9 protein-coding genes are annotated in these 12,072 nt (G+C 70.0%); 7 read left to right on the forward strand and 2 right to left on the reverse strand.

Annotation, left to right across the window (positions count from 1 at the left end; translation table 11 throughout):
* Nucleotides 1-121: 121 nt before the first annotated feature.
* Both NG1_RS34405 and NG1_RS34410 read right to left on the reverse strand, forming a co-directional pair.
* Entirely contained in the window at nt 122-895 is a 774-nt protein-coding gene (locus NG1_RS34405; protein ID WP_062978005.1) for a helix-turn-helix domain-containing protein, read from the reverse strand.
* Nucleotides 896-1,028: 133 nt separating this feature from the next.
* Nucleotides 1,029-1,871 (reverse strand): helix-turn-helix domain-containing protein, encoded by an 843-nt coding sequence (locus NG1_RS34410; protein WP_084499405.1) that lies wholly within the window; start codon nt 1,869-1,871, stop codon nt 1,029-1,031.
* A gap of 647 nt (nt 1,872-2,518) precedes the next feature.
* On the opposite strand from NG1_RS34410, the gene NG1_RS34415 reads away from it, so the two are divergent.
* The 7 genes from NG1_RS34415 to NG1_RS34445 all read left to right on the forward strand — a co-directional run.
* Nucleotides 2,519-3,379 (forward strand): hypothetical protein, encoded by an 861-nt coding sequence (locus tag NG1_RS34415; RefSeq protein ID WP_062978009.1) that lies wholly within the window; start codon nt 2,519-2,521, stop codon nt 3,377-3,379.
* Nucleotides 3,376-4,614: a cutinase family protein gene (locus NG1_RS34420; protein ID WP_062978011.1), complete on the forward strand. Its 1,239-nt coding sequence runs from the start codon at nt 3,376-3,378 to the stop codon at nt 4,612-4,614. The genes NG1_RS34415 and NG1_RS34420 overlap by 4 nt, the downstream gene beginning before the upstream one ends.
* On the forward strand, nt 4,611-5,753 hold the full coding sequence (locus NG1_RS34425) for a lipase family protein (protein WP_062978013.1): 1,143 nt from the start codon (nt 4,611-4,613) through the stop codon (nt 5,751-5,753). Before NG1_RS34420 ends, NG1_RS34425 begins: the two co-directional genes overlap by 4 nt.
* A 92-nt stretch (nt 5,754-5,845) precedes the next feature.
* Nucleotides 5,846-6,601 (forward strand): DUF8176 domain-containing protein, encoded by a 756-nt coding sequence (locus NG1_RS34430; protein ID WP_062978015.1) that lies wholly within the window; start codon nt 5,846-5,848, stop codon nt 6,599-6,601.
* Between the two features lie 4 nt (nt 6,602-6,605).
* Nucleotides 6,606-8,396, forward strand: a complete 1,791-nt coding sequence (locus NG1_RS34435; protein ID WP_062978017.1) for an AfsR/SARP family transcriptional regulator — start codon at nt 6,606-6,608, stop codon at nt 8,394-8,396.
* 749 nt (nt 8,397-9,145) lie between these two features.
* The gene (locus NG1_RS34440) at nt 9,146-10,315 is read left to right on the forward strand and encodes an AAA family ATPase (protein WP_062978019.1); all 1,170 of its coding nucleotides are present in this window, start codon (nt 9,146-9,148) and stop codon (nt 10,313-10,315) included.
* 34 nt (nt 10,316-10,349) lie between these two features.
* Nucleotides 10,350-12,072: VWA domain-containing protein (locus NG1_RS34445; protein ID WP_062978021.1), on the forward strand; the 1,723-nt coding region annotated here is incomplete at its 3' end.

Genomic DNA, 12,072 nt, shown 5'->3' on the forward strand with positions numbered 1-12,072 from the left:
ATGGGGCAGGTAATGGGTCCCGCCAGATGTGAGCTGACCCCGCTGGCTCGGTCAGGCGAACCGAAGCCCGGGGCCCAGTCATGCGCCCTCGAACCACTCCGTTGTTCGAGTGGTGCAGCCGTTAGCGGGCGATGGCCGATGTGTCGTAGAGGCCGTAGGCGAGGAGGACGTCGGGGCAGTCGGGGTAGTCGCTGATCTCGAGGCTGAGTGGGAGGGGCTGATCGGTGCCGGGTGGACGTATATGGATCGGTGTCGGGCGGGGCAAGTCGTAGGTGACTTGCATGGGGGTGGATTCCCAGATGCGGGGGAATTCGGGGGTGGTCCGCAGTTTGCGGAACAGGGTTCGTGCTCGGGGGAGGTCGCGGTATCGACCGAGGGTTCCGCGCAGGATGGTGACGGTGTAGCGGGCTTCGTTGTCCCAGTTGTGAATGCGGTCGCGGGCGGCGGGGGAGAACATCCACTGGAAGTAGTTGTTGTCGGCCTCGGGGAGGCCGGGCACCATGCGGTGGAATGTGCGGTTGCCGTGGAGCACGGTTCGGAGGGGGTCGAGGTAGACGGCGAGGACCTTACGGGTATCGAGGTGGTCGAGGTGGGTTTGGATGCCCAGGCCGGTGAGGCGCTGGCGTAGCTCCTGGGCGGGTGGTAGCTCGAGGGAGGGTTGCCACAGTTCGTGCAGGTGTCGTCGCTGTGCGGGGTCGAGGTCGAAGGAGGCGGCCAGTTTGGTGAAGACACGAAGGCCGGGGTAGGTCCGATTCCGGATGAGCCGGTGGAGGTAGGAGCTGCTGAAACCTGCCTGTTGGGCGGTGGATTCGCGGGAGAGGTGATGGTGGTGGCGCAGCCATTCCAGCGAGTCGTGGAAGTCGGGCATCGCGTCGAGTGGCGGGGCTTTCAGCATTTCATCTTGCCCGTCTGTGCGGGGGTAGCGGGTGCGCGATGTCCCCGGCGTACCAACGATGAGACGCCGACTCAGAGTTGTGGTGGGGGGTGGGGGGATTGCCTGTCATTCGGTACTCCTGTTCGGTGGTCGGTCAGAGCAGTGCTGGTCCGCTGTAGGGCTCGCGGTAGCACACGCAGAATCGGACGTCGTGGGAACTCGAGGCGTAGCCGAGGTGGATGCGTTCGGAGTACGGCTCGCCGGTAGTGGGGTCGCGCAGGTGGACGGGTTCCTCGGGGCGGCGGCCGTAGGCGACCGCGATGCTGCTGTTCCAGAGCGAGCTGAAGGTAGCCGCAGCGTGCAGGTCGTGGAAGAGGGTGAGGGCGTGCGGGGTGTCGCGGTGGCGTCCGAGGGCGCCTCGCAGGGTTGCGACCAGGTAGGCGGCGGCGCTGTTCCAGTGCATGACGATGGGTTCGGCGGTGGGGGTGGTGGAGCCGGGGTGGAAGAACCACAAGGCGATGTTGTCGCGGAACTGTTGGATGCCGGGCATGCCCGCGGTGAACCGTTCGTTGGCGAGGGCCACATTCCACAGCGGATCGATGTAGGCGCTGGCGATCTCGTGGCGGTCGAGGTAGGTCAGCGTCGCCCGGTGCTCGGGGGTGTCGGTGCGGGTGCGTAGTTCCGCGATCGGCGGCAGAGCGACCGGGGGCCGGGCGAGGTCGCGGGTGTAGCGTTCCTGCGCGCGATCGAGGTCGTAGGCGGTGACGAGGTGGTTGAGCACCGCTGGTGAGGGCGTCGCCTGGTTGTGTTCGATCTTTTTGAGCATGTCCTTGCTGATGTGAAGGCGATCGGCGGCGCGCGGGCGCGGGAGCTTGTGGCGCTCGCGGATCCGGCGCGCCCAGCAACCGAGGTCAGGTATCTCCGAACAAGACGAACTGGCGCGGTCCTGCTGGCGGCGTCGTCGTCGTGGATGGTGCGGGTTCGTCGTCCGGGTCATGTAAAGCCCCTCCTACTACGGTCTTCCGTATTCCCTTCCACGTGGGGTACGTTGAAAGGTTCACTCCCCCGAGTTGATTCGTTCCTACCAGAGGAAGATCATCTCGGCAAATATTATTCTCCGTGAGATAGCCGATGATTAGCCATCGGTAGCCGTGCGACGGGCGCGGCGTATTTGTCGTACCCGCGCACTGGGATCACACGTTCGGGAAGTTTCTCTACTACACTCGCGTTACCCCTTTCTCGCATCGACGCAGGCCACTGCATATGGTCGGAGGGGTAATGGTTGTGGTAGCACATTCCTTACCCCTCGAAGGGGTGGCGCGGCAGTGGTTTTCGGGGCTGTGATGGTAGGGCAACTGCACCTCCTCCGGTAAAGGAATAACTGTGGACCCATACACCATCCTGTCGCTGCTCGACGCAGGCGCATCGCTGGTCTCGAGTGTCCTGTCGGTCGCCTCGCAGGCATTGAGCCTGGTCCTGTCGTTCGTCTGATCAGCCATGCCATTCCTCTGACATGAGGAATACGGCGACGGGTCCCCCGGCTGCGATCGGCGGCCGGGGAATCCGTCGTTTCTCGCGCGTTGTCACGCGCATTTTCTGAATCTTTTCCTCTCCTTTCTAATTCGATCGAAAGGGTTATTTGTCGTGCCCGAAAACGGGAATACATCCCTCGCGTACGGCGGTCGGCTGCTGTGGGGTGGCCGTGTGTTGGCTGTCGGCGCTGTGCCGGTGGTGATGATGCTGGCCGCGCCGCAAACCAGCGCTGTGACGCTGGATCCGATCGCCGACCAGCCCGGAGTCACCGCCCCGGTCCAACCCGGAACCGCCGCACCCGCCCCGCCTCCGCCGCCACCGGTCGCGCCGCCGCCCGAGCCCGCGGTGTATCCGCAACAACCGCCCGAGATCCGCAACGGCCCAGCCCCGCGCCCGGCGCCTCCACCCGCTCCCGCGCCACCGGTGCAGGTGATCGAGCTGCACTCACCGGAACCGGTGCCCCCGGTCGCGCCGATCGAGGCCCCGCCGAACACGATCCGAATCGGCCAGTGGGAGACTCCGTCACCGGACTGGGTGCCTCCGGAGATCCGTGACGGCGTCAACACCACCGCCGCGAACCTGGAAGCGCAGGCCGCGACGTTCCTGGACTCGATCGGGATCCCGGCGGGACGGTCTGATCGGGTGGCCGGTGCCACGATCGCCGGGGCGGGGGCCGGTGGTGCGATCGGAGGCGCACTGGCGGGTGCACCAGCGGCGGCAGCGGGCGCGGTCGCGGGCGGGCTTGCCGGTGGCACGATCGGCGGTATCGCCGGTGCCGCACTGGGCACCGTGGTGAGCGTGCCGGTCATCGGCACGATCACCTCCGGTGTGGCCGGTACCGCGCTGGGCGCGGCAGCGGGCGCTGTCGCGGGCGCGATCGTGGCCGGGGTTCCCGCCGCCGTGGTCGGCGCGCTGGCCGGTGGCACGGTGGGCGCGGGGTTCGGTGCCGGAGTGGGGGTGGGCCAGCCGTGACCGGTCTGCGTCTCCTCACCGCCACCGTCCTGGCGGCCTGCACGAGCGCGCTGTACGCGTCCGGCTCCGGGTCGGCGCAACCATCCGCCGCCGGGCCGGGTTGCCCGGTGTTGTGGGTCCTCGGGGTGCAGGGCACCGGCGAGTCTTCGCCGGGGGCTTCCCCGGTCGAAGACACCGGGATGCTCGGATTCCTGCTCGGCCCGGTGGTGGCCGCTGTCCCGGATCTGGTGGCGCGCACCTACATCGCCTATCCCGCCGGGTTCGGTGGCGCGGTCGGGACCGGCGGCGGCCCCGACTCCTACGCGGCCTCGATGGGCGAGGGCCTTTCCGCACTCACGGCCACCGCGGAAAGGATCGCCGCCGACTGCCCCGGCACCGCGCTGGCCGTGGTCGGGTATTCCCAAGGCGCACAAGTGGTGTCGGAATTCGCGCGCGATGTCGGCGCGGGCGAGGGACCCGTCTCGGCCGAGCGGGTGGCGGGTATCGCCCTCTACTCCGATCCCGATCGCGCCCCGGGATCGCCGGTGATCCCCGGCCGCCCCGGGCAACTCACCCCCGACCCCGCTCCCGGTACGTCCGGCGCGGCGGTGTCGGGGGTGGCGATCACGACCGCCCCGGCATCCGGCGGCGGGATCGCCACCGGCGAGAGTGCCGAGTACGGGGCGTTGACCGGCCGGGTCGCCGATATCTGCGTGGAGGGTGACTTGAGTTGCTCGGCACCCGATCGCGCCGCCCTGTTGCGGGTAGCCGCGCAGGTCGCCGCCCAGGCGGATCTGCGTGATCCGGTGGCCGCGCTCGGCTCGATCCAGGCGCTGCTATCAGGCGTGCTCGGTGACGCCTGGACCACCGTGGTGAACAACGACTTCCTCATCGGCCCCGGCGTCGTCGATTACGTACCCGCGGCGAGCCCGGCCGACCGGCTCACCGACGCCTCCGACCCTCGCACCCCATCAGCGAGCCTGGACGATAGGGCCTCCGCGACGGCCCGGTGGGGACAGATCACCAGGGTCGTGGTCGCAGACCCGGTCGGGCAGTTGCCGAAGCTGGCCGGGCAGTTGTCCGCTGCGTGGGGCCAGCTGGTCGGCGACAACGCCGACCTACTCGATCCGGCGGTGTGGCTGCGCTACGCCGACATACACGGCCGCCACACCGGCTACGCCGCCACAGGGCAACTCGCCAGCGGCATCGCGTGGATGACCGCACTCGCCTACGACCTCGCCGGGAGCCACCGATGACCACCAGCAGCAACGACTTCTACAACGTCACGACCCTCGATGGCTACCGCCCCGGAGACCTCGTGCGCACACGACCGGTGTTCGTCGCGCAGCTGAGCGAGGCGCGGGGGGCGTGGCAGGTCGTCTACGCCACGGCCAACGCCCGCTCCGAACCCATCGCGGCCTCAGGGATCGTGCTGATCCCCGAGACCATCGCAGCCCCAGGCGCGACCGCGATCCTGGTGTACTGCCCGGAGTTTCGCGGCCTGGGCGGGGTCTGCGCGCCCTCGCAACTGCTGGCGATCGGTGCCGAACCCGACACCACCGGTATCGAGGCCGCCCTCGCGCGAGGCTGGGTTGTGGCAATCCCGGACGGGGAGGGCCTGGGCATCACCGGAGGCGGCCCACACACCTTCCTCGCCGCACGCGCTGGTGGGCGGGTGGTGCTCGATCTCGCGCGAGCGGTCTATCAGGGCGCGGACCTCGGGGTCGCGGTCGCGCCGGTGGTGGCCTGGGGATACGCCGATGGCGGGCGCGCGGTCGCCGCCGCCGGGGAACTACACCCCTGGTACGCGCCGGAGGTGGACCTGCGCGGCATCGCCGCCGGAGCCATGGCCTCCGACCTCGCCGCCCTGGCACCGGCGTTCACCCGCGGCGAGGCCACCGGCCTCGGGCTCGCCGCCCTGGTCGGCCTTTCCCGCGCTTATGAGCACCTGCCGCTGCGTCACGTGCTGTCGGAGGACGGGGCGCGCGCTGTCGAGCAGGCCCAGCACCTCACCGCCGCCGAACTGCTGCAACAGTTCCCGCAGCCGGTGGCGCACTGGTGCCGTCGTCCCGATCCCTGGAACGATCACTGGTGGCGGCGGGTACTGGCGATGGAGACACTCGCCCACACTCGCCCCGGGATGCCGTTGCACCTCTACCACGGCGGGCTGGATGCCATCGTTCCCGTGTCGGCGGGACGTCGCACCCTCATCGCCTACCGCCAACGCGGCACTCAGGTCAGCTGGCGCGAGTACGACGCCGACCACCGCAGTACCGCGCACCTGGCGATATCCGATGTCCTGGCCCGGCTCACCGTGGACATCACCAGCCGACCCCTGCATCAGCCCACCACCACACCGGTGGCACCGGAGGCCGAGCGCACGAGCCGCCCCTGACCCCCTCCGGGGAACCTGCCCGTACCCCGCAACCCCCTCCCGGGGTGCGGGCAGGCCCCGGAGACACCCCGATCCGAGGCGAGGCGAGATGAATGGCGAGGTATCCCCACAATCCATCCGATGACGACGAGGCCGAAGCATGGGTCGACCTGCCTCGGCCTCTTCCGGACTCGCACTTCGTTGCCGACTCCAGCTTCGTCTCCGGCGTCGACGAGCCCGGCCAGTCGCCCTTGCCCGAGGGCGTCTGGTTCGCCCCGCTACAGGACACTCCCGACACCGCCGCCACGGGCCGGTTTTCCGGATGGTGGGTCAGCATCGGGGACCGGCTGCCGCGCGGGGCCTGGGCCGCGCTGGGGGCCGCCATCGCAATACTGACCGGGGTCCTGGTGGGCACGGCGACCGAAAGCCGTGACGCCGGTCAGCAGGTCCAGGCCACCGCCGCGCCGCCGAGCCCGACCAACACGGCGCAGGGCCCGTGCGCCGGGCTCTCAGGCGAGGTCGTCACCGACCGCGCCGGTGACCCCGCCACCCTGGCCGGGGTGATCGCCTCGTTCGAATCCGCCTACTACATCGACCGTGATGCCAGCAAGGCGATGCCGTTGCTCGCGCCCGAGACCGGGATCACCGCCGAAGCCCTCGCCGCGGGCATCGCCAGCATCCCGCCCGGCACTCGGCACTGCGTGGCGATCACCGCGATCACCCCGACCACCGCGAACGTCCACATCGCCGAGCTGCGTCCGGACCGCACCCGCGTCGACTACCTCCAACTGATCAACACCCGCCCCGCCGCCGACACCGGCACCGGTACCGCGCTGCTGCTGATCTCCAACTTCCAGAAGCAGGGATAGAGGGATGAGGACAGGCTCGCAGACGCCACTACTGATCGCCGTCGCCGGATGCAGCCCCCGCGCCGGAACCACCACGACCACCGTCGCCCTCGCCCACACCTGGCCCGGCCCGGAAACCGCCCTCATCGTCGAAGCCGACCCCGCAGGCGGGCAGCTCGCCGACATGGTCGGCGCGGACCCGTATCTCGGTCTGGCGAGCCTGGCCCGCAGGACGACCATGGGCGAGCCCATCACCCCGGATCTGCTGGTACAGCACGTGCAGTTCCTGCCCGGCGGAGAGGCGCTGCTGGCCGCGCCGCCGCACCGCGACCCCGAGCGCGCTGTCCCGGCCGCCGAATTGCTCAACGGCCGCTACGCGAACTGGCGGGGGCTCGGCGCGACCGTGTTCGCCGATTGTGGTGTCCCCGAGCCGGACTCGGCCCCGCACCCGGTCATCGCCGCCGCCGACGGCTGCCTGTTCGTCGTGCGTGCCGAGCACATCGACCCCGAGCCCGCTGTCCGGCGCATCCGAGCCCTCACCCGCCACGGCCGCCCCCGGGGTGTCGTGCTCATCGGCGGCAGCCTCGACTACGCCACTGCCCTCGGTGTCCCGGTAGTCGGCACCCTGCCCGCCACCCGCGCCGGTGCTCAGGCGCTACTGGCTAGCCGCCGCGTCCGGCGGTCCTCGCAACTGCTCCCGCCTGCCCGGCTCATCACCGCCGCTGTGGAACTCCAGCTCCGCGCCGAGGGCCGCCGCGAACGCCTCGCCCAGCCGCACACACCCCGTGCTGTCCGCCAGGACCGCCCGAGCCGCCGTGATGACGGGCCGACGATCTACCGAATCGACCTGCCGCCGCCACCACGCCCACCCGCGCCGGAGCCCGTAGTCGCCGAACCTCCGGTGCCCAGCGGCGGGCCACCGGCTCCCGAGCCTGTCCTCGCGAGCGAAGCCGAGGACGCCGGCCAGCCGGGCGAGGACGACCTCGCCGCGGCGCCGGAGTCCAGCCCGGCCACCGCGCCGCCGGAGTTCGACTCACCTGCCCTGTCGGTGTTCGTGTTCGGGGCGACGAGGGTCTTCTGGCGTGCGCCCGAGTCCGGTGAGCAGGTGGAGATCACGAGCCAGTTGCAGCCGCGCAGCCGCGAGATCGTGGCCCTGCTGGCACTGCATCCCGAGGGGTTGAGCCGACCTCGGTTGATCGATCTGATCTGGGGCGAGCATTCACCGGAGCGCTCGGCCGCGTTCAGCAATGCCCTCTCGCGGCTGCGTGCCTCGATCACGGCGGCCACCGGCGGGCAGATCACCGGGGTGCTCATCGATGACCGGCTGCACTGCCGCCTGTCGGCGGCCGCGGCGAGTGTTGATTATTGGGAGTTCCTCGCCGCTGTCGCCACGCGCCGCCGCGCCAGCAGCGACACCGACCGTAGTGCCGCGTGCCGGGCCATCACCGGCATCGCCACCACCGACCTGGCCACCGACATCACCGGCTCCTGGATCGAACCGCTGCGCGAATCCGCGCGGCGCGACGCCCACAACGCGCTGGACTGGCTAGCCACCCACGACGCCGACCACGACCCCCGCACGGCCCTTGGATTGCTCGAGCTGACAGCCGAAACCGACCCCTACAACGAAACCGTCTGGCGCGACATCCTGCGCCAGCACGCACGCCTGGGCGAATACGCCGCTCTCGCCCGCACCTACACACTCATGACACGCAAACTCGGCGAGATCGGCGAAACCCCGAGCCGAGAAACCCGAGAACTCCTCGAACACCTCCGCCGAGGAGAAGACCGCAATCCACTCCAGTCAGAACCCTGACCGGTCGGGTACAAATCAACTACCCGCACACGCCTAAAAATGCGGAAACAGCAGGTAGTCTATTGCCGGGAATGGTCGAATCCACTACGGCCATTCGCACGGAATCGGCGCCTCGATATTCGGGTCGCCCGACAGTGTTCTCCGAATCTATCGAGTCGGATCGCTTCGGAATCTCCGGAAATTCGATCCCCGGAACTCTCTGCGAGTTCTGCGCGGGCGATACATGGGGAAATGCATGGGGAAATACGTGTGGGAAATACGTGGGGCGGTCAAATGTCCCCACCGACTGCCATCATATCCGCAGGTAGTAGGCAATATATCTGCGCGGATAGCATCCAGGATTGTCTATATACAAAGCTATATAGACATGCGTCGCCGGTCCGTCGTCGCCCGCCTCCGGCATTCAGTGGGCGCCCGCCTATCGCTGCTCCGTCCGTCTTGTTCTCCTTTCTTTCTCCTTCTTATTTTATCTCTTTGCTGCTTTTTCATTCGTTTGGTCGACCGCCCGTCGCCGCGCGTGAGTATTGCTGTGCGCGTTTCGTGTTCGTATTGCACTGCGCGACTCGCTGTTGTCCGGAAAAATTCCGTAAATCCGCACACTTTTTGGGGTTGTGAGCCCGTTCGAGGTCGAGCTAGCGTCGACTGCGTTCCCGGAATTCGCCGGGAAATTCGCAGAAATCCGAATGGCGGCCCCGCCGCATCTGTGCCGAATCGGCGCACGAATTCGGAACGGATTTTTAGGAGTTGCAATGACCACGACACCCGCCACCTCCACCGCCGCCGGTCGCCTGCCTAACGGGGAATTGCGGCGCATGGTCGCCGGTGCGCTGGCCGCCGACCCGGGCCGGGAACAGTCGCCCCGCGAAATCGCCAACGGGCTCAACCGGTCGTCCGGCGCGGTCGGCAACGCCCTCGAGGCTTTGACCGCCGCCGGGCACGCCGAACGCACCTCGGCGTCGCCCCGCCGCTACCGCGCCACCGCCACCACGGCCACTGCCGCCGCCCCGGCCGCGCCCGCCACCCCGGCCCCCAGCAAGGCGGCGAAACCGGCCCGCCGCCGGACCAAGAACACCACTCCCGCCGCCCCGGCCACTCCTGCCGCCCCGGCGGCACCGGCACGCACCGGCAACACGGTGGCCCGGCCGAACGGGCAGGACTACCACGTGCGGAAGCTGGCTGGGCGTGCCGATGTCGATGTGTTGCAAACGATGCGCGCGGCAGAGGTGCCGGTGCTGCTGTACGGGCCGCCCGGAACCGGGAAGACCTCGCTCATCGAGGCTGCCTACGGTGACCTGCTGACCGTGCAGGGTGACGGGGACACCACGGTCGCCGATCTGGTGGGCGAGTACACCCAGAATCCGGATGGCACTTTCGTTTTCGTGCACGGGCCGCTGGTTCGGGCCATGCGTGAGGGCCGGGTGCTGTTCATCGACGACGCGACCCTCATCCCGCCGACTGTGCTGTCGGTGGTGTACCCGGCCATGGACGGTCGCCGCGAGATCGTGATCAAAGCCCATGGCGGCGAGGTGGTCAAAGCCGAGTCCGGGTTCTTCGTGGTGGCCGGGCACAACCCGGGGGTGCACGGGGCGATCCTGTCCGATGCGTTGGCGAGCCGGTTCGCTTTCCAGGTGCAGGTGGGCAGCGACTACGACCTCGCCGCCCAGCTCGGGGTGGAACGGCGGGCGGTGAAGGTGGCGCGGGAGCTGGCCGCCCGACAGGAAAAGGGCGAAATCGGGTGGGCACCTCAGCTGCGCGAGTTGCTGGCGTTCCGCAAGATCGCCGCCGCCACCGACTCCGGCACCGCCGCAGCCCATTTGATCGGGGCCGCCCCCGAGGACGACCGGGCCATCGTGGCCGCCGTGGTGCGCAGCGTGTACGGCGCCAACCACGCCCCGCTGGCCCTAGGCCCCCGCATCTGACCCGCCGCCCCGCCTACGAAAGGGCCCGCCCGCCATGACCGGCCACGTGATCACCGCCCCCGCCCCCGCTACCCCGGGCACCGGCACCGCTTCCGCCCCGGCCCCCGCCGCGCCTGCCACCCCCGCCCCGGCGTCGGTGCCGGTGACCGGGGGATGGGCCACCCTCTCCGCTGCGATGACCGCCGAGGTTCCGCCGATCGCCGACCGTGACGATTTGACCGTGAGCATCGCCCCCGGTGCCGCGTTCGGGAACCCGGCGGTGTTCGTGCCGGGGCTCGCGGCCATCGAACTCGACGGTTCCCGCCTCAAGATCGACCCGGCAGATGCCAACCCCGCCCGCAACAGCGACCGCAACCGCTACCCGGCGGTGTGGGGCGCGTTGGTGCACGAGTGCGCGCACGCCAAACATTCGGCGTGGAACCCGCCGCCGGTGGCGCACCCGGGGGTGGTCGAGGCCGCGATGCTGCTCGAGGAATCACGGATCGAGGCCGCCCAGGTCCACCGCCGCCCCGACGACCGGCACTGGTTACGCGCCAGCACCACCGAGATCGTGATCGGCGACAACGGCGGCGCGATCGCCGCCGCCCAGATCCCCCCAACCCGCTACCACGCGGCCCGCAATGCCGCGCTCATCCTGGCCCGCCTCGACGGCGGCATCCTGGAGGCGGCCGAGGTCGCGCCCGCCGCCACCGCGATCGAGGCCATCCTCGGCACCGACACCCTCGACCAGTTGCGCGCCATCTGGCGCGAGGCCCACACCGTGGCCGACACCGACGCCGCCGCCATGCTCGAGCTCGGGCAACGCTGGCTCGACCTGGTCGGCCCCGACCCTCACACCGATCCGGTGCCGTCCTCGCCGCTGGGGGCCGCGATCGGCGACACCGTGACCAACATCGGCAACGCGGTCGCCGCCTCGCCGGTGGACCCCGACCCCGCCGAGGTCGCCGCCGCCGCGCGGGAGGCTGCCGAACGCGCCGCGAAAGACGCTGCCGCGCAAGCACGAAAGGTGTTCGGTGACGGGTCGGGCCGGGGCCGGACGGCAAGCACGCGACGCACACGCCCCGCCCGCCCGGCCGAGCACACCGCCGCGCGGGTGCTGGCCCGCGCCCTCAACACCGCCGCCACCCGCGAACGGGCCACGGTGAAAACGACCTCCGCGCTGCCGCCGGGCCGGTTGCGGATGCGCGGCGCGCTGGCCCGGGAGGCACAACGCGCCGCCGGGGCGATCCCGACCGCCGAACCGTTCACCCGCACCACCCGCAAAACCCCTCCGGTGCCGCCGTTGCGAGTCGGTGTCGCGTGCGACGTGTCCTCCTCGATGGGCAGCTACGCCGCCCCGGCGGCCTCGGCCGCATGGATCATCGCCCGCGCGGCCGAGCTGGCCACCATGCCCGCCCAAACCGCGACCGTGACGTTCGGGGCCTCGGTCAAACCGATCACCTACCCGGGCACCGCCCCGGCGCGGGTGACCGAATTCAGTTGCCCGGACTACCTCCACGCCATCGATACCGCTGTCGAGGCCCTCGACGGTGCCCTCGACCTGGCCCGGCCCGGCGCGACCCGGCTGTTGGTGATCATCTCCGACGGCCAATACCAAGGCCACAACCGTAACCGTGCCCAGGCCCGCGTGAACGCGCTGCGCGCGGCCGGATGCGCGGTGCTGTGGCTGGCACCGGCCGACAGCGACCCGGAGCCGCTGGACGGAGTGACCCTGCACTTGGTTACCGACCCGGCCGCCACCGCCGCCGCGATCGCCC

Origin of the sequence: Nocardia gamkensis NBRC 108242, assembly GCF_001612985.1 — a bacterium.
GTDB lineage: Bacteria > Actinomycetota > Actinomycetes > Mycobacteriales > Mycobacteriaceae > Nocardia > Nocardia gamkensis.